Origin of the sequence: Bacillus gaemokensis (genome assembly GCF_001590835.1) — a bacterium.
In the GTDB taxonomy this organism is placed as follows: domain Bacteria; phylum Bacillota; class Bacilli; order Bacillales; family Bacillaceae_G; genus Bacillus_A; species Bacillus_A gaemokensis.
This window is the reverse complement of sequence record NZ_LTAQ01000001.1, coordinates 555,128-580,643: the sequence shown is the minus strand read 5'-3', so window position 1 is coordinate 580,643 and position 25,516 is coordinate 555,128. Positions and strand designations below refer to the sequence as shown.

The following is a 25,516-nucleotide window of genomic DNA, read 5'->3' as shown; positions in this document are numbered from 1 at the left end:
AAGGTCCAATTGGGGAGGGGAAAGTATCCCTGTTAACCCAAATTTCACTTTATGTCTGGAGAGGAGAAGGTATTTCAATCATGTCAAAGTCTCAAGAAGTTTCTAAGTGGTTTCGTAATATGCAACATTCGAAAAAACTAAGCTGGATTTCTTACATTTTATTAGGAGCTGTGTTGTTCTTTGCGCTGATGAACAATGTGAAACCAGAGCAACTAGATGTTAAAATGCTCTCTATTTCTAAGCAAACAATCCACTCTCCTATCAAAATTGAAGACAAAGTAACAACGGATAAAAAGAAGAGAGAAGCTGCTCAAAAGATTGAGGATCAATATACATATCGAAGTGATTATAAGCAAAATAAAGTTGATATTGTAAATTCGGTTTTTGATGCGATAAAAGAAGTGGATGACCAGATAAAAGCTGCTGGTCCTGATGAACAGAAAAAGGTGTCTCCAGCGGATCGATTGGAAAAGTTAAAAAAGAAATTGCCTACTGATTTAACAAAAAGTTTGTCTGACGCTGTATTGTTACAATTTATAAATGCTGAACCAGATCAACTAGCAGGAGCAAAAGACCCAGTAGTAACAGCTATTAATAATATAATGAGCGAACATATTAAAATGAATGAAGAAAACGATGCGAGAGATCGCTTTGTAAATGAAATAAAAAACATTAATGTGAATAGCGATTTAAAAGAAGCGCTTAATGTGCTTGGGAAATACGCAATTACAGCAAACTATTTCTATGATCCAACGTCTACAAAAGATCGAAAAAGATTGGCAGAAGACGCAATTGCACCTGTTTACATATTACAAGGTCAAATTCTTGTAAAAGAAGGCGATACGATCACTAGAGAGGTATACGAGCAATTGAAGTTAGTTGGACTTCTTGAACAAAGTAATGCATTCCAACCATTTGTAGGTTTGGCAATTGTTATTAGTGTACTGTTATTCTTTATGCATAAACAATTTGAATTGTTTTTGAAATTAAAAAGAGAAGAAAAACCATATATTTTGGCTTATACAACAATTTTAGCTATTACAGTTGTTTTGATGAAAATCATTAGTTTATTTCAAAAGTTGGACTATGCGGGTATCGCGTATGTTGTTCCTGTTGCGATGGGAACAATATTGGTAAAATTAATGATTGGTGAGCGATTTGTTTTTCTGACAAGCATGATTTTCTCTGTATGTGGGAGTATCCTGTTTAATGAAGGGGTAACGAGTACGCTCAATTATAGTGTTGGTATTTATGTTTTACTAAGCTCGTTATCGGTTAGTATCTTTCTGAAAGAAAAAAATCGACGCACAATGATTTTGCAGGCAGGTATACTTGTTTCTGTTTTAAATGTAGTTGTATTAGCTGCACTGTTACTCCTGCGTAACGGTAATTTCTCACCTCTTGAAATAGGTACGCAATTATTAATGGCCGCTGCTTCGGGTATTATCTCGTCTGTTTTGGCTATGGGGATTTTACCGTATTTAGAAAGTGGTCTTGGAATTGTATCGAGTATGAAGCTTATGGAGCTTTCAAGTCCGAATCATCCGCTCCTTCGTAAAATTTTATTAGAAGCGCCAGGAACGTATCATCATAGTGTTATGGTTGCAAATCTTTCTGAAGCGGCGTGTGAGGCTGTTGGAGCAAATGGTGTATTAGCACGCGTGGGGGCGTATTATCATGATATTGGGAAAACATTGCAACCCCATTTCTTTATTGAAAATCAAATGGGTATTGAAAATCCACATGACCGTTTAGATCCTGAAACGAGTCGAGATATTATTATTGCTCACGTAACAAACGGAGTAAAAATGTTAGAAGAACATCATATTCCGCAAGAGATTATTGATATTGCTGGACAACACCATGGTACGACATTACTGAAATATTTTTACTATAAAGCAATTAAAGAAGACAAAGAGAAATATACAGAAGAAATGTTCCGTTATCCAGGAACAAAAGCGACATCTAAAGAATCAGCGATTGTCGGAATTGCAGATAGTGTAGAAGCGGCTGTGCGCTCCATGAATCATCCAACACCAGAGCAAATTAATAATTTAGTGCGAAGTATTATTAAAGATCGTTTGCAGGATGGTCAATTTAGTGAGTGTAACTTGACGTTTAAAGAATTACAAATTGTTGGAAAAACATTATGTGAAACATTAAATGGTATTTTCCACTCTCGTATTAAATATCCGGAAGCACCGGAGGAAAAGGGGAAAGAATGAGTTTATTAATTGATTTTTTCGATGAAACAGAAGAAGTGCAAGAAGAATATATGAATATGATTCAAGAGTTGCTAGAGCAAGCTGCGCAAATGGAAAGCGTAGAAGATGGAACGGAGCTTTCGGTTACTTTTGTTAATAATGAACGAATTCAAGAAATCAATCGTGAGTATCGTGATAAAGATCAGCCGACAGATGTTATCTCTTTTGCGATGGAAGATATGGGAGAAGGAGAAATGGAGATCGTTGGAGCAGAAATGCCGCGTATGCTAGGGGATCTTATTATTTCTATCCCAAGAACGAAGGAACAAGCTGAAGAATATGGGCATTCTTTTGATCGTGAACTAGGATTTTTAGCGTTGCACGGGTTCTTGCATTTACTTGGTTATGACCACATGACGGAGGAAGATGAGAAAGAAATGTTTGGTAAGCAAAAGGAAATTTTAGAGGCGTTTGGATTAGGTAGATGAAAAAGGGAAAACTTATACACAGTTTTGGATATGCTATAGCTGGTATATACTTTTGTCTTCGTCATGAACGAAATATGAAAATTCATTTTTTGGCCGCAGTTATTGTTATATGCTGCGGCCTTTATTTCCATGTTACAACAATGGAGTGGCTTATACTATTCCTTACCATTGGGATTGTGATAAGTTTAGAAATGGTGAATACAGCTATTGAAAAAACAGTTGATCTAGTTACGGTAGAATTTCAACCATTTGCGAAAATTGCCAAGGATGTTGCTGCTGGTGCGGTGTTATTATTTACTGTTATAGCGGTCATAATTGGTGCTATTATCTTTCTACCTTATATGGTATAGTTGCATTCCAAAGCATTTATCATGCTTTGGAGGCGCTTAAAGTGCCGTTAATTAAAGTTTCACTTTATCTTTTCGCAATTGTGAATGGAAAGGATGCGAGAGCATGAACAGCAAAGATTTAATTCAAGAGGCAATCGAAGCGCGTAAACAGGCGTACGTACCATATTCTAAGTTTCAAGTAGGTGCAGCATTATTAACGGAAGATGGAAAGGTATACCGTGGATGTAATGTAGAAAATGCATCATATGGATTATGTAATTGTGCAGAAAGAACAGCTTTATTTAAAGCGATTTCTGAAGGTGATAAAAGGTTCAAAGCTATTGCAGTAGTAGCAGATACGAAACGTCCTGTACCTCCTTGTGGAGCGTGCCGTCAAGTTATGATAGAATTATGTAAACAGGATACGAAAGTATACTTATCAAATTTACATGGTGACACCGAGGAAACAACAGTCGGAGAATTGTTGCCAGGAGCATTTTTAGCGGAGGATTTACATGAATAGAAAAGGTTATAAATCAGGTTTTGTCTCTATTATCGGAAGACCGAATGTTGGGAAGTCTACATTTTTAAATCGTATTATCGGTCAAAAAATTGCGATTATGAGTGATAAACCACAAACAACTCGTAATAAAATTCAAGGTGTGTATACAGAAAACGATTCCCAAGTTATCTTTATTGATACACCAGGGATACATAAGCCGAAGCATAAATTAGGCGATTTTATGGTAAAAATGGCACAAACGACATTAAAAGAAGTTGATATTGTGCTATTTATGGTAAATGCAGCTGAAGGGTTCGGTCGTGGTGAGGAATTTATCATTGAAAAGTTACAAGAAACAAAACAGCCGGTATTTTTAGTAATCAATAAAATTGACCAAGTTCATCCAGAACAATTGCTAGAATTAATTGATCAATACCGTAAGTTACATGATTTTGCAGAAATTGTACCTATTTCCGCATTGGACGGTAATAATGTTGAAGCGTTAATTGGGGCAATTAAGAAGTATTTACCAGAAGGACCACAATACTATCCGGATAACCAAGTAACGGATCATCCGGAAAGATTCATTATTGCGGAGCTTATTCGAGAAAAGGTACTTCATTTAACACGTGAGGAAGTACCGCACTCGGTAGCAGTCGTTATCGATGCGATTCAAAAACGTGAGGGCGGAGCAGTTTATGTAAATGCGACAATCATCGTTGAACGCCCATCGCAAAAAGGAATTATTATTGGGAAACAAGGTAAGATGCTGAAGGAAGTTGGGAAGCGAGCTCGCTTTGATATTGAAGCGCTTCTCGGTTCTAAGGTGTTTTTAGAAGTGTGGGTAAAAGTGCAAAAAGATTGGCGTAATAAAATGTCTCAGCTTCGTGATCTTGGTTTCCGTGAAGATGAGTATTGATTTAAGGGTTGTATAAATTAGGGAAAATTTTTCTCACATGAAAATGGACAAAATGGGTCATTTTAATAACAACAAAAGAAATTGGTTTATATGCTACGCTTATTGAGAAAGGTGGATTCTTTATGCTAGATTTTACCTGGAAGTTTTTCTCCAAGACAGGAAGCATTGAAACGTATTTGCTTTTGAAGGAAATGGAAAAAGACGTAACCGATGAGATGGATCAACATGAAGAGGAGCTAGCGCATCTAGATTCTCCAATTTCTTGACCCGTTTTGTTCAAACCTTGGATGGTGACGAACATGTTTCAAAAAGTTGAGGGGATTGTCATCCGGACAACAGATTACGGAGAAACGAATAAAATTGTTACGATATTCTCTCGTGAGCTTGGAAAAGTGAGTGCAATGGCAAGGGGAGCGAAAAAACCAAAAAGTAGGTTAGCATCTATTTCGCAACTTATGACCCATGGTCACTTTCTAATTCAAATGGGGTCTGGACTCGGAACTTTGCAACAAGGTGAAATGATTTCATCTATGAAAGAAATTCGTGAAGATATATTTTTAACCGCTTATGCATCATTTATTGTTGAACTTACTGATAAAGCAACTGAAGATAAAAAACATAATCCGTATTTGTTTGGAATGTTATATGAAACGTTGCATTATATGTGTGAGGGTGTTGATCCTGAGGTGTTGGCGTTAATTTATCAAACGAAAATGCTTCCAGTACTTGGGATGCATCCATACTTTGATACATGTGCAATTTGTCACCAAGAAACAGACTTTGTCGCCTTCTCTGTTCGAGAAGGCGGTTTTCTGTGCTCACGTCATGCGGAGCAAGATCCGTACCGGATTCCGGTGGGAGAGGCCGTTCATAAATTATTACGCCTTTTTTATCATTTTGATTTAACTCGGCTTGGTAATGTGTCTGTGAAAGATGGAACAAAGAGACAAATGCGCACAGTATTAAATACATATTATGATGAATATTGTGGGATTTATTTAAAATCGAGGCGTTTTCTTGAACAACTTGATAAATTTCAAATATAACGAGGACCATATCCAGGTCCTTTTTACATACTTTCTTTTTTGAAAAGCATATTTAGTATATAATATTTAAAAGATAGTATAACTTTTTTCGTTTTGCATTGAAGGTGGTGATTATCATAGAACTGAATAAACGGCAAGAACATATCATTCAGATTGTAAAAGATCACGGTCCTATTACAGGAGAGTCAATCGCTGCACAGTTAGGTTTAACACGTGCGACGCTAAGACCGGACTTAGCGATCTTAACGATGGCTGGTTATTTAGAAGCGCGTCCGCGCGTCGGTTATTTTTATACAGGAAAAACTGGAGGACAGCTATTATCAGAAGCTGTTAAAAAAATTAAAGTACAAGATTATCAATCTAGACCAGTCGTAATTGATAAGAACGTTTCTGTATATGATGCGATTTGCACCATGTTTTTAGAGGATGTTGGTACTTTATTTGTTGTAGATCAAACTACGCTTTTAGTTGGGGTCGTTTCTCGTAAGGATTTATTACGTGCGAGCTTAGGAAAGCAGGATTTAACATCGCTTCCGGTTAATATTATTATGACAAGGATGCCGAATATTGCGATGTGTCGTAGAGAAGACTCTCTATATGATATTGCGATGGAATTAATAGAAAGACAGATTGATGCTGTGCCAGTAGTAAAAGATACGAAACAAGGCTTAGAGGTTATTGGCAGGATTACAAAAACGAATATTACGCGTGCGTTTGTGAATTTAGTAAATAATGAATAAGTGTAATTTGTTTAAAGTGAGGTAATGTAATGGATAATAAAATCGTATATGTCGTATCTGATTCTGTTGGAGAGACGGCTGATTTAGTTGTTCGAGCTGCAATGGGGCAGTTTCCGTTCGCTCCTGATATTAGACGTGTACCATATGTAGAAGATACAGGGACGTTAAAAGAAGTCATTTCAATTGCTAAAAGTAATCGAGCTCTTATTTGCTTTACACTAGTAAAACCTGATATGCGTCGGTATTTGTTAGTGGAAGCAGCAAAAGAGGGAGTAGAGGCATATGATATTATCGGGCCTCTTATTGATCAAATTGAAGAAATCACAGGACAAGTGCCAAGGTATGAACCGGGTGTTGTTCGAAGATTAGACGAGGAATATTTCAAAAAGATTGAAGCAATTGAGTTTGCCGTTAAATATGATGATGGTAGGGATGCACGTGGAATCTTGAAAGCTGATATCGTGCTGATTGGAGTATCGCGTACATCAAAAACGCCACTCTCGCAATATTTAGCTCATAATAAGCGACTGAAGGTTGCCAATGTACCGCTTGTACCTGAAGTGGATCCGCCTGAAGAGTTATACCAAGTTGCAAAGGAAAAATGCTTCGGATTAAAAATTACACCGGATAAATTGAATCATATTCGAAAAGAACGATTAAAGTCACTTGGTCTAAGTGACGGGGCAACTTATGCTAACATCAATCGTATTAAAGAAGAAATTGATCACTTTGAAAAAGTAGTGGGAAAAATCAACTGTCAAGTCATTGATGTATCAAATAAAGCGATTGAAGAAACGGCGAATATTATTGTGAATGCAGTGCAAAACCAAAAAATGTTTTAGCACATTTACCAAAGGTGAATGTGCCTTTTTTCGCTCATAACAAAGGAATGATTTCCTAGTATGTTCTTTATTCTAAAAGGCCAACTAGCTTATCTGTCTTTTTGGTTTTTTTATCGTTTTGATATCGTAGTTTTACTCTCTGTGAACAATGAAAATAATTTTTTAGAGGATATGTAGCGAAGTTGAAGAAAATATATTATAATAAAAAATTGTGATAAAAACGTATATTTTACGTTTAGACTTTAATTTTTCAGAATAAACTAGGGATAGGATTTACGGAAAAAGATAAACATTTACGTAAAATCGACAAAAATCTGGACAAGAAAACGCACATTATGGAAGGATTCACAGAAGGGATGTAGAATACAGAAATATGCAAAACATCAGTAAAATTTTAGTTGATGCAGATGCATGTCCTGTGAAGGATGAAATTGTGCAAGTTGGAACAAAATTTCATGTCGAAATTTTGTTTGTCGCTTCCTATGCCCATCGTTCAAGAAAGCAGCAAGGGAATTGGATTTATGTAGATTCTGAGCAAGATGAGGTGGATTTTTATATTTATAAAAACGCTAAAGCTACAGATCTCGTGATCACACAAGATATGGGACTTGCTGGTCTTCTTGTTAAAAAAGGAGTATATGTATTATCTCCAAGAGGTACATTTGTGACAGATGAGCAAATGGATACAATTTTATATAGTAGATATGTATCTGCGAAGTTACGCAGACAAGGGACCTATACGAAAGGCCCAAAATCATTTTCAAAGCATGATCGACAATGTTTTTTTACAAGTTTAGAAAAAATATTGTCGAATTATAAAGGAATCCATTAATTTGTATCGAATACAAAATACGACACGGAGATGGAGTTATGGGGAACAGAATTCCCGAAGAAGTTGTTGAACAGATTCGGACGACATCTGATATTGTAGAAGTGATTGGTGAATATGTTCAGCTTCGGAAGCAAGGGCGCAATTATTTTGGGCTTTGTCCATTTCATGGTGAGAATTCTCCTTCATTTTCTGTTTCATCAGACAAGCAAATTTTTCATTGTTTCGGATGTGGAGAAGGGGGAAATGTTTTTTCATTTCTCATGAAGATGGAAGGACTTTCTTTCACAGAGGCTGTGCAAAAGCTTGGGGAAAGAAATAACATTGCAGTTGCAGATTATACATCAGGGCAAGAACAGCAAGAAAATATATCTGATGACAATGTCATTATGTTACAGGCACACGATCTTTTGAAAAAGTACTATCATCATCTTTTGGTAAATACAGAAGAGGGGAATGAAGCGCTCTCCTATTTACAAAATCGAGGTATTACAAAAGAGATGATTGCAAAGTTTGAAATTGGTTATGCATCTCCAACTTGGGATGCCGCAGCGAAAATATTACAAAAAAGAGGTTTTTCGCTATCGACCATGGAACAAGCAGGCTTACTTATACGGAGTGAAAAAGATGGCAGTCATTATGATCGCTTTCGCGGAAGAGTCATGTTTCCGATTCACACATTGCAAGGGAAAGTGACAGCATTTAGTGGAAGGGCATTAGGGGATGATACTCCGAAATATTTAAACAGCCCAGAAACACCTATTTTTCATAAGAGTAGGTTACTGTACAATTTTCATCAAGCAAGACCGTTTATTAGGAAGCGTGGGCAAGTTGTTCTTTTTGAAGGGTATGCCGATGTTTTGGCCGCTGTCAAAAGTGGTGTTGAAGAAGCTGTGGCAACAATGGGGACAGCTCTAACAGAAGAACAGGCGAAACTTCTACGTCGTAATGTTGAAACTGTTGTTCTTTGCTATGATGGTGATAAAGCAGGACGAGAAGCGACGATGAAAGCAGGGCAATTATTATTGCAAGTAGGTTGCCAAGTCAAGGTTACTTCATTGCCAGATAAGCTTGATCCTGATGAATATGTGCAACAATATGGAACAGCGTCTTTTGAAAATCTTGTAAAATCGAGTATAAGTTTTGTTGGATTCAAAATAAATTACCTGCGTTTAGGGAAAAATTTGCAAGATGAGTCTGGTAAAGAAGAATATGTGAAAAGTGTTTTGAAAGAGTTGGCATTATTGCAAGATGCGATGCAAGCTGAGTCGTATTTAAAATCATTATCGCAAGAATTTGCGTACTCAATGGAAACACTTTTAGGCCAATTGCACCAATATCGCAAAGAACAAAAGGTACAGCAAAAACAAACGAAGCAAGTTTCTAAGCCGCCTCAAATTGTTCAGGCTAAACCGAAATTTTCAGGTTTTGAAAGGGCTGAAAGAGAAATTATTTACCATATGTTGCAAAGCGCAGAGGTTGCTTTTCGTATCGAACCTCATATAGAAGATTTTTATACAGAAGAACATAAAGGGATTTTATATGAACTATACGCATATTATGAAAAGGGAAATGAACCTTCAGTCGGAAATTTCTTAAGTTGGCTCTCTGATGAAAAGTTGAAAAATATTATCACTAATATCTCAACGGATGAACTTATTAATCCAGAATACACAGATGAAGTATTGCAAGGTCACTTAGAGGCGCTAAGGCGCCAAAAGGAAAAGCTGAAAAAGATGGAGACCATCTTTGCATTAAAACAAATGGAAAAAGCTGATCCAATAGAAGCTGCTAAATTTTATGCAGCGTATTTACAAAATCAGAAAGCAAGAAGATAGCTTTTTGTATAAAATTTTATTATAATGAATGTTTGTATCTCGCGTAAGGAGGGGAACAGATGGCTGATAAACCAGCTCGTTCTAAACAAATTGAAACTGATATGACCCTTGAGCAAGTGAAAGAGCAACTCACTGAGCTCGGAAAAAAACGTGGCGTTCTTACATATGAAGAGATTGCAGAACGCATGAATGGATTTGAAATTGAATCCGATCAAATGGATGAATATTATGAATATTTAGGTGAACAAGGGATTGACTTAGTTGGTGACAACGATGAAGGTCCTAATAATCATCAAATCACAAAGACAGAAGAAGAATTCGATTTAAATGATTTAAGTGTGCCACCAGGTGTGAAAATTAATGACCCTGTTCGCATGTATTTAAAAGAAATCGGTCGCGTTGACTTACTATCTGCAGAAGAAGAGATTCGACTTGCAACACGCATTGAAGAAGGCGATGAGGAAGCGAAACGTCGTCTTGCAGAAGCAAATTTACGTCTTGTTGTAAGTATTGCAAAACGATATGTAGGCCGCGGTATGCTCTTCTTAGACTTAATCCAAGAAGGAAACATGGGTCTAATTAAAGCTGTTGAAAAGTTTGATTATCGTAAAGGTTTTAAATTTAGTACGTATGCAACTTGGTGGATTCGTCAAGCGATTACACGTGCAATTGCAGACCAAGCGAGAACAATTCGTATTCCAGTTCATATGGTTGAAACAATTAATAAATTAATCCGTGTACAGCGTCAATTGTTACAAGATTTAGGACGTGAACCATCTCCAGAAGAAATTGGTGAAGAAATGGATCTCGCTCCAGAAAAAGTACGCGAAATCTTAAAAATCGCACAAGAGCCAGTTTCTCTTGAAACACCAATCGGTGAAGAGGATGACTCTCATTTAGGTGATTTCATTGAAGACCAAGAAGCGACATCACCTGCGGACCATGCAGCGTATGAATTGCTTAAAGAACAATTAGAAGATGTGTTAGATACATTAACAGATCGTGAAGAAAATGTTCTTCGTCTTCGTTTTGGTTTAGATGATGGACGAACTCGTACGCTTGAAGAAGTTGGGAAAGTATTCGGCGTAACGAGAGAGCGTATTCGTCAAATTGAAGCAAAAGCACTTCGTAAATTAAGACATCCAAGCCGTAGCAAACGTCTAAAAGATTTCTTAGAATAGAGTTCTTTTTAAGTTTACTTCACATTTGTGAAGTAAACTTTTTTATTTTGTTAATTTTTGTTAAAATTTAGCTGCGAGTAACGATTACAATTCTTGTAATTTATTTTACAGAATTGTCTTTTGATTTGCAAATGGTCATTTTTCGATTTTTCGATTAATTTCGTTTATTCTATACAAAAATATATGTAGAAAAACAAAAAATATGATGAGAAGCGTAGATATTTATCAAAATAATATGCGATAAACGCGAGAGAATCAATAAACTGAATTTATGGAATATTTTTAACAACTGACAGTTTTGTCTTTTCTGATGGAGCGTTTTCAAGTACAATGGAAGTAACTGAATCATCTAACTATTAGGGGGTATAGAGGGGGGAGAAGAGATATGAAACGTAATCCATTGATTCCATTTGCTCTTATTGCAGCGCTGGGTATTGTCATTATGTTTGTATTTTCGTTTGAGGGGTTATATAAATCAAAAGAGCTAGCAGATGCGAAAAATGGGGGCAAAACAACGCAAGCAGCTTCGAAACCAGAGGATATTGTGAAACAAAGTTGTACGAGCTGCCATGGTGATCAGCTACAAGGTGCGGTAGGGCCTAACTTACAAAAAATTGGTGGGAAACTTTCCAAAGATGAAATTAAAGAAGTAATTTCAAAAGGGAAAGGAAACATGCCACCGAACTTAATTCCAGCAGATCAAGCTTCTAAAGTAGCTGATTGGTTAGCGAAGAAAAAATAAAGATTGAAAAACAAGTCCTTTGCTTATAGTAAGGGACTTGTTTTTCTTTTCTTTCTAAAATACGATTAAATAAAGGAATTGTTTTGTTTCTTTACTTGCAACAACTACTGTAAATTCATTATCATGGAGACAGACTGACAAGAGAAGGAGTAATGGAAATAAATGAATGAAGTGAAGCTTTCAAAAAGACTAGAAGAAGTAGTGCGGGAGATTCCGGTAGGATCTACAGTGGCAGATATCGGCTCGGATCATGCGTATTTACCGTGCTATACAATTATAAATAACATTGCAACAAAAGCAGTAGCGGGAGAAGTGGTAGACGGACCGTTTCGTTCTGCACAGGCTACAGTGGCCGAGAGTGGTTTACAAGATAAAGTGGATGTTCGAAAAGGGAATGGATTAGCTGTAATTACAGCAGGGGAAGTTGATGTAATTACAATCGCTGGTATGGGCGGAGCACTAATTCGTGATATTTTAGAAAGCGGAAAAGAAAAGCTAAATGGTGTAACGCGTTTAATTTTACAACCTAACATTGCCGCGCATCATATTCGTGAATGGTTTATTGAAAATGAATGGGAGCTTATTCATGAAAAGATTATAAAAGAAGACGGTAAGATTTATGAAATTTTAGTTGGGGAAAAAGGAAATCCATTAGCACCTTATCATGAGAATAAACAAGCTGAGTTATTTATTGGGCCATTTTTGATGAAAGAAAAAAGTGATGCTTTTATCGAAAAATGGGAAGGTGAATTGAAAAACTTTCAAAACATCTTAAAGCAGCTGGAGCGTGCGACAGAATCGGAAGATACAAAAACGAAACGAAATGAAGTAGCTGAGAAAATGAAAATGATAGAGGAGGTTTTATCATGAGTAAAATTCCAAATGGACATGAAGTGATTTCATTATTTGAGAGTATGTATCCGAAGCATTTAGCGATGGAAGGCGATAAGATTGGTTTGCAGATTGGTGCACTTAATAAACCTGCCCAGCATGTATTGATTGCGCTAGATGTAACGGAAGCAGTTGTGGAAGAAGCGATTCAAATAGGAGCAAATGTTATTATTGCTCATCATCCGCTTATCTTCAGTCCACTAAAAGCTATTCATACGGATAAAGTGTACGGAAAGATTATTGAAGCGTGCATTAAACACGATATCGCTGTGTACGCAGCCCATACAAATGTAGATGTGGCAAAAGGCGGAGTGAACGATCTACTTGCTGAGGCACTAGGATTACAAAATACCGAAGTGCTTGTTCCGACATATGCAGAAGAAATGAAAAAAATTGTAGTATTTGTTCCTGCAACACACGCAGAAGCGGTACGTCAAGCTATTGGTGATGCCGGAGCAGGTTATATCGGTAATTATAGCCACTGTACGTTTGGTAGTAATGGGACAGGGACATTTATGCCTCGGGAGGGGACAAACCCTTATATCGGCGAAACTGGACAGTTAGAGCGTGTGGAAGAGATAAGGATTGAAACAATTATTCCGGCTTCATTGCAACGAAAAGTTGTAAAAGCAATGATAACAGCTCATCCGTATGAAGAAGTTGCTTATGATGTGTATCCACTTGATAATAAGGGAGAGACATTAGGGCTTGGAAAGATTGGTTATTTGCAAGAAGAAATGACATTAGGTCAGTTTGCTGAACATGTGAAATTATCATTAGATGTAAAAGGTGCACGAGTTGTTGGGAAATTAGACGATAAAGTCCAGAAAGTAGCAGTGCTTGGTGGTGACGGGAATAAGTATATTAATCAAGCGAAATTTAAAGGAGCAGATGTGTATGTGACAGGCGATATGTATTATCATGTTGCACATGATGCGATGATGCTCGGATTAAATATTATTGACCCAGGACATAACGTTGAAAAAGTGATGAAACAAGGTGTACAAAAACAATTACAACAAAAAGTAGATGCGAAAAAATTTGCAGTGCAAATTCATGCTTCTCAGTTACATACAGATCCTTTTACATTTATATAAAAAAATCCGTTGCTAATTTACTAGCAACGGATTTTTTTATTGTTGTTTTTTTACCTTTACACGCGGTAAGATTTTTTGAAGTGGTACGTTTCGTTTTCGCTCCCAAGTAGCTGGGTTCATTGGATCGTACTGCTCTAAAAAGGCAATGACTTCTTTTGTAATTGGCGTTGGTGTAGAAGCGCCAGCGGTAATAGCAACATTTTCGATACCTTGTAGCCACTCTAACTGAATTTCGCTTACATCAGCAACGCGGTATGCTTTTGTGCCAGCAATTTCTTGTGATACTTGAGCTAAGCGATTTGAATTATTGCTCTTTGGATCTCCAACAACAATTGTTAAATCAGCTACATCAGCTTGTTTAGCAACAGCTTCTTGACGAACTTGCGTTGCTAAGCAAATTTCTTTATGAAATTCAGCCGTTGGAAATTTTTTCTGGATGTCTTCCATTAGGTGTTGAACGTCCCATTGGCTCATTGTTGTTTGATTTGTAACTAAAATCTTATTTGTTGGAATTTCTAGTGTTTCTAGATCAGTCGCTTTTTCAATAAGGTGAACGATATCAGGTGCAATACCAACCGCGCCTTCTGGTTCTGGATGTCCTTTTTTACCAATGTAAATCACATGGTACCCTTCAGCTTTCTTGGCTTCAATGAGGTCATGTGTTTTGGTTACATCTGGGCATGTGGCATCGATTGTTGTTAGACCTTTTTCTTTTGCAAGTTGTTTGACTTCTGGGGAAACACCATGTGCTGTGAAAATAACAGTACCAGAATCGATTTGGTCTAAAATCTCCAATCGACTTGGACCATCTAATGTAATGATGCCATCTTCTTCAAAAGCATCTGTTACATGCTTGTTGTGAACAATCATACCTAAAATATAAATAGGTCTCGGTAATGATTTATCTAGTGCAGCATTGCGTGCAATGACCATCGCATCAACAACACCGTAGCAATAACCACGAGGGGAAATTTTAACAATCTTCATGTGAGTAATCCTCTCCTTCTAAACAAGGAATCCTTTTGTACATAGTCTTTTTCATTATAAAGGAGGAGAGGGCAGAAAACAAAGGATTGTTAGACATATAGCTTTGGTTTTGTTGTCATATGTGCAATATTCTCTTTTTGTAATTCTTTTTCAACGCTAGATTCTAGTATGACCTTCTTTCTTTTTTTCTTTTTTGAAGGTGTTGACGGCGTAGTAATTACTTCCACCTTTTCCGTTTCTGTTGGTTCTTCCGCAACACCTTTTCCAGAAGTGAGAATTTTTACGATGCTTGGTATACTTCGAACGATGGGACCGTATTGTTCGACGACAGGTCCGACAGACTGTGCGACTTGGACAACTTTTTCAACGTTATTTAACATACCGGTAGGGTTGGAAATTAGATTAGAAAAAAAGCTGCCGATACCACCACTAGCACTAGTTGTAACGGCTGCTGCCCCGCGCATGTCGTTCGATTCGTTCATCTGAGGTGGCATCATTTGTTGCGGTTGTTGCATGTAGGGCTGATGTTGTTGCATGTAGGGTTGATGTTGCTGTTGATGCATCATCGGGGGGCTCTCCATTTGTCGATAGGGAGGAACCATTTGCATAAAGGAGTGAGTAGGGTCGTGTTTTTGGAATAATTTAGAAAGAAACCCTTTCTTTTTTTGCACCATAGGTGGTAAATGAGGAATCGGATAAGGTGTGTATGGTTGCTGTTGCCCTGTATACATTTGCTGCATAGGGGATCTCGGATACATAAGAGAAATCCTCCTTTCTCCAGTTAGGTATATACACATATGATATGCAATGGAAAGAAAGAAGGTTAGTTTTTGGAGCGGAAACCGAAACTAAAGATGGATTTTACTAGTAGAGTTCGATATAATGTAGACTTGACTGATTTGTGCGCGCAGTAGAAATTTTAGAAAGAAGGTGTAACTTATGACACTACAAACATTTACACAATATAATTTTCAACCGTTTTTAATAGATGCAGTTCGTGAACTACGTTTTTCAGAGCCGACAGAAATTCAAAAGAAAATTTTCCCGGTTGTGAAAAAAGGTGTGAGTGTAATCGGACAGTCCCAAACGGGCTCTGGTAAAACACACGCATACTTACTTCCTACTTTAAACCGAATTGATGCAAAACGAGAAGAAGTACAACTTGTTATTACAGCACCTACTCGTGAGTTGGCACAACAAATTTATCAAGAGGTTGTAAAGCTAACAAAGTTTTGTGCGGAAGATCAAATGATTACAGCACGTTGCCTAATCGGAGGAACAGATAAGCAACGATCTATTGAAAAGCTGAAAAAGCAGCCTCATGTTGTTATTGGAACGCCAGGGCGTATCAAAGATCTAGTAGAAGAAAAGGCGTTATTCGTTCATACAGCAGCTACTATTATTGTTGATGAAGCAGACTTAATGCTTGATATGGGATTCATTCAAGATGTAGATAAAATTGCAGCACGTATGCCTAAGAACCTGCAAATGCTTGTTTTCTCTGCAACGATTCCTCAAAAATTAAAACCATTTATGAAGAAATATATGGAGAATCCAGAGCATATTCATATTAATCCAAAACAAGTTGCAGCAGGGAATATTGAGCATTATTTAGTCCCTTCTAGACATCGTAATAAAATTGAATTAGTGAAAAATATGTTACTTCAATTTAAGCCGTATTTAGCAATCGTCTTTACAAATACAAAGAAGAAGGCGGATGAAGTTGCGGACGGATTAGCAGAGCGTGGATTAAAAGTTGGACGAATTCATGGAGATTTATCACCACGTGATCGTAAAAAAATGATGAAACAAGTTCGTGATTTAGAGTTTCAATACATTGTTGCTACAGATTTAGCGGCACGTGGTATTGATATTGAAGGGATTAGCCATGTCATTAACTATGAACTTCCGTCTGATCTAGATTTCTTTGTTCACCGCGTTGGAAGAACAGCTCGTGCTGGATATTCAGGAATTGCAGTGACAATTTATGATCCAGCAAATGAAGAAGCGTTAGATAGTTTAGAAAAACAACGTAATATCACGTTCAACCATGTAGACTTACGTGGGGATGAATGGGCGGACTTAGGTGATCGTCGTCGTCGTAAAAGTCGTAAAAAACCAAATGATGAACTGGATATTATGGCAACGAAAGTTGTTAAGAAACCGAAAAAAGTAAAACCTAATTATAAGAGAAAGCTTGCAACAGAACGTGCAAAAGTGAAGAACAAATATAGTAAGAAAAAAAGATAAGGGAATCCCTTATCTTTTTTTTCTTACTATATTTGTGAATATCAATACTTTCTGTTGAAAAAAAGTAAAGATGTTAGGTGAGAAATAAAATCCTCATCACTGATTAAAGTTTCACTTTATCTCGGTATTTTTAGAGGGCGATGTATTGAAAAAGCTTAATGCTTTAGAAATAGGGGAAAGTGTAACTTGCGTATTTGTTTTCAGCAGAAAAGCTTATTGTTTTGGTGAATTCTTTTGTGAACAAACAATTCACTACATATTTCTACAAATTATGCTATCATTATAGCTATTGTATATTGAAGAGGTGATTATATGTTAAAGATTGGATCTCATGTATCTATGAGTGGTAAGAAGATGTTATTAGCAGCGAGTGAAGAGGCTGTTTCATATGGTGCGACAACGTTTATGATTTATACAGGTGCGCCGCAAAATACGAGAAGAAAGCCAATTGAAGAATTGAATATAGAAGCAGGACGCAAACATATGGAACTGAGTGGCATTGAAGAAATTATTGTCCATGCACCATATATTATTAATGTTGGTAATACAACAAAACCGGAAACATTTCAATTAGGTGTTGATTTCCTTCGTATGGAAATTGAAAGAACATCAGCGTTAGGTGTAGCGAAACAAATTGTACTTCACCCAGGTGCTCACGTAGGTGCAGGAGCTGAAGCTGGTATCCAGCAGATTATTAAAGGGCTAAATGAAGTGTTAACACCAGAACAGACAGTAAATATTGCGTTAGAAACAATGGCTGGAAAAGGAACAGAATGCGGCCGTAGCTTTGAAGAACTTGCAAAAATTATTGACGGTGTTAAATATAATGAAAAACTATCTGTATGTTTTGACACGTGCCATACACACGATGCAGGTTATGATATTGTGAATGATTTTGACGGTGTATTAAATGAATTTGATAAAATCGTTGGAATTGATCGCTTACAAGTATTGCATATTAATGATAGTAAAAATGTACGTGGAGCTGGAAAAGACCGTCATGAAAACATTGGTTTCGGTCATATTGGTTATAAAGCGTTGCATCACATTGTGCATCATCCACAATTACAGCATGTACCAAAAATTCTGGAAACACCGTATGTAGGTGAAGATAAGAAGGATAAGAAACCACCATATAAATTTGAAATTGAAATGCTTAAAAATGGTACGTTTGATGAAGGACTTCTTGAGAAAATTAAGGGGCAATAAGGAGGGGGATTCCCCTCCTTATTTTAATAATTGCTGAAATAACGTATTTACTTGTTGAGCAGTTGCAGGAGAGGTTACTTTTGCGATTTTCTTTAATAATTCAAGTCGCTCTCCATTATCGTAAATGTTAATATTCTTCCCTTTCATTAACAGAACAATTTGATCAGCTTGTTCTGTTGTAATAGGAACTTCGTAGTCTTTACTATATTTCAATAATTCTTTTGTTGAAATATGGTTTAATTTTTTATTTACAAGTTGTTTGATGAGGTTCATGATGTAGTCCTCCTTTAGGCATACGTATATTGAAATATATGTGCGAAATGCTTGTATATATTCGTATAACAGTTTCTTTTTTTCATTAGAAAAAGAAGAATATGTTATAATAAAAGAACAAAATTACATAGAGACTATAAGGAGGGCTTATGGAGAAAAAACAACATCGAAAAGAAAGTGTTATGCATCTGTTGTATCGTTTAGTTATGATTGTCTTTGGTGCAACATGTGCGGCGGTAGCAATTGAACTATTTTTAATGCCAAATAAAATTATTGATGGCGGAATTATCGGTATTTCCCTCATATTAGATTATCTCACTCCTAACATTTGGTGGTTAAGTTTTTCTACTCTGGTTGTAATCCTCAATATCCCGTTTATGTATTCTGGCTATAAACAAATCGGAAAGACATTCATGTTATCTTCTGCTTTTGCAATTGTCGCTTTAGCATGTATTGAATCGACATTACACGCTATTCCACCATTTACGACAGAGCCGATTTTAGCAACTGTTTTTGGCGGTCTTATTTTAGGAATTGGTGTAGGGCTTGTGATTCGCCACGGTGGTTCCTTAGATGGAACAGAAATTATGGGGATTTTATTAACGAAAAAATTACCGTTTTCTGTCGGTGAATTCGTTATGTTTGTGAACTTATTTATTTTTGCTTGGGCAGCATTTGTGTTTGGTGTCGAGCAAGCGATGTATTCTGTTATGACGTATTACATTGCATTTAAAACAATTGATACGGTTATTCAAGGGCTTGATGAGACGAAAGCGGTTCTAATTGTATCAGATCAGTATGAAGAAGTATCAAATGCAATCTTACACCGCCTTGGTCGTGGGACAACAAAGCTTGTTGCAAAAGGTGGTTACACAGATAAAGAGAAAGAAGTTATTTATGCCGTTGTTACACGTCTTGAGGTAACGAAATTAAAGTCAATTGTTCATGAAATTGATGAAAATGCCTTTATTACAATTATGAATACACAAGAGACAAACGGTGGTAAATTTAAATCAGCAATTCACTAAAAATATGTTTTATAACATCGTCTAAAAGCAGAGAAAATTTCTCTGCTTTTTTGTTATAATAAGAAGGTTGTTCAAAATAAAGAATATAATTTTGGGCAGATTGGTTTACAACTATAGTAAGCTATACTATAATTCAAATAGAGATAAATCGGAATCATTCTGAATTAAAATAGGTGAGATGCTATGAAAAATATGTTGGAAATAGAAGGTCTGACATTTCGATATGAAGATCGGAATGTATTAGAAGATATTAATTTGCAAGTTCCGAAGGGAGCTTTTTTAGGTTTGGTTGGGCCAAATGGATCTGGTAAATCGACCTTATTGAAGTGTATGCTAGGTGTTTTGAAGCCGAAGCAAGGAAGTATTCGGTTATTTGGTATTGATAGTAAGAAATTTAAAGAATGGAATAAGATTGGCTATGTTTCACAAAAGGCTAACAGCTTTAACTCTGGTTTTCCAGCGACGGTTTTTGAAGTAGTGTCAATGGGACTTGTTTCAAAAAAAGGTCTATTTCGCTTCTTAAACAAAGAAGATAAAGAAAGGGTAGCGAAGGCAATCGCGGATGTAGGGATGAGTGAATTTCAAAATCGTAACATTGGAGAGCTATCAGGTGGACAACAACAACGTGTGTTTATTGCGCGTGCGCTTGTAAGTAACCCGGAACTACTTATTTTGGACGAGCCTACAGTTGGAATTGATGTAAAGAGTGTAGAGAGCTTTTATGAAATACTAGAAGACTTAAATAAAAAACTAGGTATTACACTTATTCTGGTTACGCACGATATGGGAGCTGTAACAGAGAAGGTGACGCATGTTGCTTGTTTAAATCAGCATCTACATTTCCATGGGAATGTAGAGAAATTCCGAGAGTTAGAAGATGCAGAAATGTCGATTTTATATGGACATCATGTTCAGCGTTTAGAGCATGATCATGAGCATCACGGGAGGATATAATGATACAGGATTTTTTGCAATATGATTTTTTACGTAATTCTTTATATGCCGGTATTTTAATAGGATTAGTTGCACCACTTATCGGTGTGTTTGTTGTGATTCGTCGTTTGTCGCTTATTGCAGATGCTTTAAGTCACGTGACACTTTCGGGGATTGCGGCAAGTTTGTTACTTGAAAAAACAATTTTTACAGGTGGTTTTTTAAATCCATTATATATGGGAATGATTTTTTCGATAGGTGGAGCGCTATTAATTGAAAAATTGCGTACCGTATATAAACATTACCAAGAACTAGCGATTCCGATTATTCTCTCAGCAGGGATGGGGATTGGTGTTATCTTCATTTCACTTGCCAATGGGTTTAATACTGATTTATTTAGTTATTTATTTGGTAGTGTGAGCGCTGTAACAAGCACGGATTTAATTATTATTGGTATTGTGGCAATCGTAGTTATTGCAACAATTGTTTTATTATATAAAGAGCTGTTCTTATTATCGTTCGACGAGGAATATGCTGTTTCAACAGGTCTTCGTGCAAAGTGGATTCACTTTATTTTTATCATTTTAGTTGCACTTGTTATAGCGGTATCGATGCGCGTTGTCGGAGTTCTTCTTGTATCATCTTTAATGACATTACCGGTAGCAGCAAGCATTCGCATTGCAAAAGGGTTTAAACAAACAATTTTCTTCTCCATTTTATTTGGTGAAATTTCCGTAATCGGTGGGATGTTTGCTTCTTATCAGCTTGATTTAGCTCCAGGTGGTACAATTGTTATGCTAGCGGTTCTTATTTTAATCGGTGCAATCTTATGGAAGAAGAAAAAAACTGCATAAAGTAGGGATAGTTATGAATCTAACAGATGCTTTACACCTTATGAAAGAAAAAGGTTATAAACACACTGGAAAAAGGGAAGAAATGTTACGTTTATTTGCGGCGCACAATCGTTATTTAACTGCAAAAGACGTTTTAGAACATATGAAAGATGATTATCCAGGATTGAGCTTTGATACAATTTATCGTAATTTAACTGTATTTGCCGAAATTGGTATTTTAGAGCAAACGGAGCTGAAAGGCGAGAAGCATTTTCGCTTTACATGTTCTGTTATGGAACATCATCATCATTTTATTTGCTTAGACTGCGGTGGTACGAAAGAAATTACTTCTTGTCCAATGGAGTTTATGAATAAAGATTTTAAAGGATATGAAGTAACCGGGCATAAGTTTGAAATATATGGTCGGTGTCCGAAGTGTGCGGAATAAAGTGAAAGTTTAATGAGTAGAGATCAGGTCCGTGAATAGTAGAAAAAGCTTATCAGTCATTAAACTGATAAGCTTTTTCTATTGCTCTAAAGAAACGGCTGACCGGAAAAATTAGGTCAGCCGTTTTGGTTATTGCTCTTGTTTTTCTTTTTCTTGATTTGCAGCCATTTCTGCAGCGATGACATCAATTTCTTTTTTCAGTTCTTCTACCATCGTTTCTTCTGGTACTTTTCGAACTACTTTTCCTTTACGGAATAATAAACCTTCTCCGCGTGCACCGGCGATACCGATATCAGCCTCACGGGCTTCACCAGGACCGTTTACAGCGCAGCCAAGTACAGCAACTTTAATTGGCACTTTCAGTGTAGAGATGTATTCCTCGACTTCATTTGCAATGCTGATAAGATCAATTTCAATACGACCGCAAGTTGGGCAAGAAATAAGTGTTGCCGCATTAGATGCAAGACCGAATGATTTTAACAATTCACGAGCAACTTTTACTTCTTCAACAGGATCAGCACTTAATGAAATACGCAGTGTGTTTCCGATTCCTTTACTTAAGATCGCTCCAAGACCAGCAGCACTTTTTACTGTACCAGCGAATAGTGTTCCTGATTCTGTGATACCTAGATGTAATGGATAATCAAAAGCACGAGCAGCTTTTTCATATGCTTCAATTGCTAAGTTAACATCAGAGGCCTTCATTGATACGATAATATCGTGGAAATCTAAGTCCTCTAAAATTTTAATATGATGTAGTGCACTTTCAACCATTCCATCAGCAGTAGGGTAGCCATACTTTTCTAAAATATGACGTTCTAGTGAACCAGCATTTACACCAATACGAATTGGAATACCGCGTTCTTTCGCAGCATTTACAACAGCTTCTACTTTATGGCGACGCCCAATGTTACCTGGGTTGATACGTACTTTGTCAATGCCACCTTCAATTGCTTTTAAAGCAAGGCGATAATCAAAATGAATATCAGCAACAAGTGGGATGTTGATTTGTTTTTTAATATCAGCAATAGCATTTGCTGCGCGATCGTCTGGAACAGCAACGCGGACAACTTGACAACCCGCTTCTTCTAAACGTTTGATTTCAGCAACTGTTGCTTCTACATCATGCGTTTTTGTTGTTGTCATACTTTGTATAATTAATTCATTATTACCGCCAATTGTTAAATTACCGACTTTAACAGGACGTGTTTTTGTACGATGAGTCATTTCATTCACGAATAGATCGCTCTCCTTATAAAAGAAGTTTCTTATTTTGGACCTCATATCAAGCATAGTGTATGTGATATAAGGGATTAGAAACCCATGTGCTCGGTTTCACTTTTACTATTGTATCAGCGCCTTCATATAATTGACAAGGATTAAGTGATAGTTCATTGATATAACGGGAATTTATAAGACTTTCCGATCTGTATTTTTGTAGAAGATGCACTTTTATTTAACTGTTTAAAATCATCAATTACTTTTTCAATAGAAGGAACTTTTTTCTTATTAATTTCTTCGGTAATAGATAAAACAGTATCTCCTGTTTTCACTTCAATTGCTTTATGTTGTACATCTATTTCTTTTTCTGTCTCTTTTTTTTGTTTTGAGTTTGTTTCTTCTTTTTTGACAGTTTGAGCAGCAGTTGTTTTTTTGTATGAGCTTAACATTGGTAAGGTACCAATTTTTATATCGTAGTAAAATACATAACCGAGAACAAGCACAAATAAGAGTATACCCAGTCTCTTCATATTCCTCACTCCTTTGCTAGGAATATATGCTTGTCCAAAAAAAAAATGCCTAAATGGCATTTTTTTTATATAATTCTTGTTTTTCTTTTGGTTTTGGAACTTCTTTAATAGTTAAGTATAGAACAATTAAAATAACAGCAACGTAGATCAATGATGATCCTGGCACATTGATTTTTAATAAATCCATAATCATAAAGAAGACAGTAGGGATTGTATAACTATAAGTAGTTAATATCCAAACTTGTTTATACGATAACTTACGCTGACCGCTCATAGCAGAACCAATGAATGCAAGTAGTGTTATACCTAAGAATGTGATAAATAATTGGAACAGATAAAAAGCACCGATAACGAACATTAAGATTGGATAGATGTTATCGAATAAGGAAATAAAATCTTGCAGGTCCTTTTTCTCAAGAGAAGCACCTAATAAATCGTCATAGGAATACGTTCTTGTTTGACCGTTTGCCATAGAGATTACTTTATCTTTAAGAATAAATAATCCTTCTTTATTACTGTATGTTTTCACTTCCGTACTGTTAGGATCAAATAAAAAGATGGAATTTATTTTCTCTTTTTCAATTGGTTTATCTATATCTGCTTTAAGTTCACCATTTTCAATTTTAAACTCTGGAATATCATTTTCAAGTGCTCGGTTGACCATACTAACGCCATCTTGAATTGCGCTTCCATATAATAAGGTTCTCGGAATAGTAGTGATTAGGCAAAGTAACATGATGAACAAAATTGTTTTTCCGATTTTTTGAAAACGAAATAGCGCCATGTCTTTTGGTGAGTATAAGCTTTTTACTAGTTGTGTAAATATGGACATATATTCACTTCCTTTGTTGTGTATAAAATCCTGTGTTGCGTATAAAATCATTGTAACGTATGCATCAAGAGAATCACAAGCTATATTGCGTTACTGTACGGGGGAAGTCGATGGAGTGTTAAGAATGAAGTTTGTGATTGTTCATAAAGAGCGGGATAAAAGTCTCGTTGTATGAAAAGTAAAAATACAATTGACACTTTTCTTTTTTATATGGTAAATTTATCTTACATTTCTTAATTGATATATCCTATAGTAATTTAATTATTAGGGATGTTTTTTAGAAATGTGGTGGTAACACGTATAGGATTTTCAACCATCGTCATATACATAACTCTGGACCCTTAGCTCAGCTGGTTAGAGCAGACGGCTCATAACCGTCCGGTCGTAGGTTCGAGTCCTACAGGGTCCATACCTATTTCACGCGTTTATATTGTAGACGAGAAGCTTCCTTGTAGAAGGAAGCTTTTTTTACGACATACATGAGCATTTTGTTTGAAAAGAAATGGGAATTTTGCTACTTTAATGATAGCAAGACAATGTGATTTAATTTGTTTTCACCCTATGGCAATTAGGGTAGAATGAAGTTGTATGCCAAACTATTTTGGCAATACATAAAATGGGAGGAATTTACCAATGGCAAAACATGAATTACCAAATTTACCTTATGCGTATGATGCTTTAGAACCTCACTTCGACAAAGAAACGATGAACATTCATCATACAAAACACCACAATACTTATATAACAAACTTAAATGCTGCATTAGAAGGCCATGCAGAACTAGCTGACAAAAGTGTTGAAGAATTAGTTGCAAACTTAAACGAAGTACCAGAAGCAATTCGTACAGCAGTACGTAACAATGGTGGCGGACATGCGAACCACACTTTCTTCTGGACAATCCTATCTCCAAATGGTGGCGGACAACCAGTAGGTGAACTTGCAACTGCAATTGAAGCGAAATTCGGTAGCTTTGATGCATTCAAAGCAGAATTCGCAAAAGCTGGCGCAACTCGCTTCGGTTCTGGCTGGGCTTGGTTAGTAGTAAACAATGGTGAAATTGAAGTAACAAGCACGCCAAACCAAGATTCACCTTTAACAGAAGGTAAAACGCCAGTTATCGGTTTAGATGTTTGGGAGCATGCTTACTACCTAAATTACCAAAACCGTCGTCCTGACTACATCGGTGCATTCTGGAACGTTGTAGACTGGAACGCAGCTGAAAAACGTTACCAAGAAGCTAAGTAATATCATCTTTGAGGTATAAGAGTTGTATCGGAAAGAGCTAGGGGGAATATTCTCCTAGCTTTTTTCTATGCTTTCTTTT

At 36.5% G+C, this 25,516-nt stretch carries 28 protein-coding genes and 1 tRNA gene; 23 read left to right on the top strand and 6 right to left on the bottom strand.

The genetic code is table 11. The features are described from left to right. Positions 1–80: 80 nt before the first annotated feature. The 15 genes from AZF08_RS03125 to AZF08_RS03055 all read left to right on the top strand — a co-directional run bounded on the left by AZF08_RS03125 (position 81) and on the right by AZF08_RS03055 (position 13,648). A complete protein-coding gene (locus AZF08_RS03125; RefSeq protein WP_033672588.1) occupies positions 81–2,225 on the top strand; it encodes an HD family phosphohydrolase in 2,145 nt (714 codons plus the stop codon). Then, complete coding sequence (ybeY, locus tag AZF08_RS03120; protein ID WP_033672587.1) at positions 2,222–2,692, top strand: rRNA maturation RNase YbeY; 471 nt, start codon at positions 2,222–2,224, stop codon at positions 2,690–2,692. Before AZF08_RS03125 ends, ybeY begins: the two co-directional genes overlap by 4 nt. Beyond that, on the top strand, positions 2,689–3,042 hold the full coding sequence (locus AZF08_RS03115) for a diacylglycerol kinase family protein (RefSeq protein ID WP_033672586.1): 354 nt from the start codon (positions 2,689–2,691) through the stop codon (positions 3,040–3,042). Before ybeY ends, AZF08_RS03115 begins: the two co-directional genes overlap by 4 nt. A gap of 103 nt (positions 3,043–3,145) precedes the next feature. Beyond that, a complete protein-coding gene (locus tag AZF08_RS03110) occupies positions 3,146–3,544 on the top strand; it encodes a cytidine deaminase (RefSeq protein ID WP_033672585.1) in 399 nt (132 codons plus the stop codon). Next, on the top strand, positions 3,537–4,442 hold the full coding sequence (gene era / locus AZF08_RS03105) for a GTPase Era (protein WP_033672584.1): 906 nt from the start codon (positions 3,537–3,539) through the stop codon (positions 4,440–4,442). Before AZF08_RS03110 ends, era begins: the two co-directional genes overlap by 8 nt. Before the next feature lie 122 nt (positions 4,443–4,564). Then, positions 4,565–4,708 carry a YqzL family protein gene (locus AZF08_RS03100; protein WP_016116362.1) on the top strand — a complete coding sequence of 48 codons (144 nt, stop codon included), beginning with the start codon at positions 4,565–4,567 and terminating at the stop codon, positions 4,706–4,708. Positions 4,709–4,741: 33 nt separating this feature from the next. Then, positions 4,742–5,488 carry a DNA repair protein RecO gene (recO, locus tag AZF08_RS03095; protein ID WP_033672582.1) on the top strand — a complete coding sequence of 249 codons (747 nt, stop codon included), beginning with the start codon at positions 4,742–4,744 and terminating at the stop codon, positions 5,486–5,488. 107 nt (positions 5,489–5,595) lie between these two features. Further along, a complete protein-coding gene (locus AZF08_RS03090; RefSeq protein ID WP_200875201.1) occupies positions 5,596–6,228 on the top strand; it encodes a helix-turn-helix transcriptional regulator in 633 nt (210 codons plus the stop codon). A gap of 29 nt (positions 6,229–6,257) precedes the next feature. Further along, positions 6,258–7,070, top strand: coding sequence for a pyruvate, water dikinase regulatory protein (locus AZF08_RS03085; RefSeq protein ID WP_033672580.1), 813 nt, complete (start codon positions 6,258–6,260; stop codon positions 7,068–7,070). 373 nt (positions 7,071–7,443) lie between these two features. Further along, on the top strand, positions 7,444–7,902 hold the full coding sequence (locus AZF08_RS03080; protein WP_033672579.1) for a YaiI/YqxD family protein: 459 nt from the start codon (positions 7,444–7,446) through the stop codon (positions 7,900–7,902). 38 nt (positions 7,903–7,940) lie between these two features. Continuing rightward, a complete protein-coding gene (gene dnaG / locus AZF08_RS03075) occupies positions 7,941–9,737 on the top strand; it encodes a DNA primase (protein WP_033672578.1) in 1,797 nt (598 codons plus the stop codon). A 59-nt stretch (positions 9,738–9,796) separates the two neighbouring features. Next, positions 9,797–10,918, top strand: a complete 1,122-nt coding sequence (gene rpoD, locus AZF08_RS03070; protein WP_003200669.1) for an RNA polymerase sigma factor RpoD — start codon at positions 9,797–9,799, stop codon at positions 10,916–10,918. 385 nt (positions 10,919–11,303) lie between these two features. Then, positions 11,304–11,660 (top strand): cytochrome c550, encoded by a 357-nt coding sequence (gene cccA, locus AZF08_RS03065; RefSeq protein WP_033672577.1) that lies wholly within the window; start codon positions 11,304–11,306, stop codon positions 11,658–11,660. Positions 11,661–11,822: 162 nt separating this feature from the next. Further along, complete coding sequence (locus tag AZF08_RS03060) at positions 11,823–12,530, top strand: tRNA (adenine(22)-N(1))-methyltransferase (protein WP_033672576.1); 708 nt, start codon at positions 11,823–11,825, stop codon at positions 12,528–12,530. Next, complete coding sequence (locus AZF08_RS03055; protein WP_033672575.1) at positions 12,527–13,648, top strand: Nif3-like dinuclear metal center hexameric protein; 1,122 nt, start codon at positions 12,527–12,529, stop codon at positions 13,646–13,648. The genes AZF08_RS03060 and AZF08_RS03055 overlap by 4 nt, the downstream gene beginning before the upstream one ends. 36 nt (positions 13,649–13,684) lie before the next feature. On the opposite strand, the gene AZF08_RS03050 is transcribed toward AZF08_RS03055, so the two are convergent. Next, positions 13,685–14,635 carry a 4-hydroxy-3-methylbut-2-enyl diphosphate reductase gene (locus AZF08_RS03050; protein WP_033672573.1) on the bottom strand — a complete coding sequence of 317 codons (951 nt, stop codon included), beginning with the start codon at positions 14,633–14,635 and terminating at the stop codon, positions 13,685–13,687. An 89-nt stretch (positions 14,636–14,724) separates the two neighbouring features. Further along, positions 14,725–15,393, bottom strand: a complete 669-nt coding sequence (gene vrrA, locus AZF08_RS03045; RefSeq protein ID WP_033672571.1) for a VrrA/YqfQ family protein — start codon at positions 15,391–15,393, stop codon at positions 14,725–14,727. A 181-nt stretch (positions 15,394–15,574) separates the two neighbouring features. Between vrrA and AZF08_RS03040 the strand changes: the two genes are divergently transcribed. Together AZF08_RS03040 and AZF08_RS03035 are read left to right on the top strand one after the other, a co-directional pair. Next, positions 15,575–16,885, top strand: coding sequence for a DEAD/DEAH box helicase (locus tag AZF08_RS03040; RefSeq protein WP_033672570.1), 1,311 nt, complete (start codon positions 15,575–15,577; stop codon positions 16,883–16,885). 312 nt (positions 16,886–17,197) lie between these two features. Continuing rightward, entirely contained in the window at positions 17,198–18,094 is an 897-nt protein-coding gene (locus AZF08_RS03035) for a deoxyribonuclease IV (protein ID WP_033672569.1), read from the top strand. 18 nt (positions 18,095–18,112) lie between these two features. Here AZF08_RS03035 and AZF08_RS03030 read toward each other — a convergent pair whose 3' ends face one another. Then, a complete protein-coding gene (locus tag AZF08_RS03030) occupies positions 18,113–18,367 on the bottom strand; it encodes a DUF2624 domain-containing protein (protein WP_033672567.1) in 255 nt (84 codons plus the stop codon). Positions 18,368–18,516: 149 nt separating this feature from the next. On the opposite strand from AZF08_RS03030, the gene AZF08_RS03025 reads away from it, so the two are divergent. From AZF08_RS03025 to AZF08_RS03010, 4 genes are all read left to right on the top strand, one after another. Beyond that, positions 18,517–19,395 carry a YitT family protein gene (locus AZF08_RS03025; protein WP_033672566.1) on the top strand — a complete coding sequence of 293 codons (879 nt, stop codon included), beginning with the start codon at positions 18,517–18,519 and terminating at the stop codon, positions 19,393–19,395. 183 nt (positions 19,396–19,578) lie between these two features. Next, the gene (locus tag AZF08_RS03020) at positions 19,579–20,349 is read left to right on the top strand and encodes a metal ABC transporter ATP-binding protein (protein ID WP_033672563.1); all 771 of its coding nucleotides are present in this window, start codon (positions 19,579–19,581) and stop codon (positions 20,347–20,349) included. Next, entirely contained in the window at positions 20,349–21,182 is an 834-nt protein-coding gene (locus tag AZF08_RS03015) for a metal ABC transporter permease (RefSeq protein ID WP_033672562.1), read from the top strand. The genes AZF08_RS03020 and AZF08_RS03015 overlap by 1 nt, the downstream gene beginning before the upstream one ends. Positions 21,183–21,195: 13 nt before the next feature. Continuing rightward, positions 21,196–21,609 (top strand): Fur family transcriptional regulator, encoded by a 414-nt coding sequence (locus AZF08_RS03010; RefSeq protein ID WP_033672561.1) that lies wholly within the window; start codon positions 21,196–21,198, stop codon positions 21,607–21,609. A gap of 129 nt (positions 21,610–21,738) precedes the next feature. Here AZF08_RS03010 and ispG read toward each other — a convergent pair whose 3' ends face one another. The 3 genes from ispG to AZF08_RS02995 all read right to left on the bottom strand — a co-directional run bounded on the left by ispG (position 21,739) and on the right by AZF08_RS02995 (position 24,192). Then, a complete protein-coding gene (gene ispG / locus AZF08_RS03005; RefSeq protein WP_162177847.1) occupies positions 21,739–22,836 on the bottom strand; it encodes a flavodoxin-dependent (E)-4-hydroxy-3-methylbut-2-enyl-diphosphate synthase in 1,098 nt (365 codons plus the stop codon). A gap of 164 nt (positions 22,837–23,000) precedes the next feature. Further along, the gene (locus AZF08_RS03000) at positions 23,001–23,360 is read right to left on the bottom strand and encodes a hypothetical protein (protein ID WP_033672559.1); all 360 of its coding nucleotides are present in this window, start codon (positions 23,358–23,360) and stop codon (positions 23,001–23,003) included. A gap of 49 nt (positions 23,361–23,409) precedes the next feature. Next, complete coding sequence (locus AZF08_RS02995) at positions 23,410–24,192, bottom strand: DUF1189 domain-containing protein (RefSeq protein WP_033672558.1); 783 nt, start codon at positions 24,190–24,192, stop codon at positions 23,410–23,412. A gap of 335 nt (positions 24,193–24,527) precedes the next feature. Here AZF08_RS02995 and AZF08_RS02990 point away from each other — a divergent pair. Together AZF08_RS02990 and sodA are read left to right on the top strand one after the other, a co-directional pair. Further along, positions 24,528–24,601 (top strand) — tRNA-Ile (locus AZF08_RS02990). A 224-nt stretch (positions 24,602–24,825) separates the two neighbouring features. Next, positions 24,826–25,437, top strand: a complete 612-nt coding sequence (gene sodA, locus AZF08_RS02985; protein WP_033672557.1) for a superoxide dismutase [Mn] — start codon at positions 24,826–24,828, stop codon at positions 25,435–25,437. The last annotated feature ends 79 nt before the right edge of the window (positions 25,438–25,516 follow it).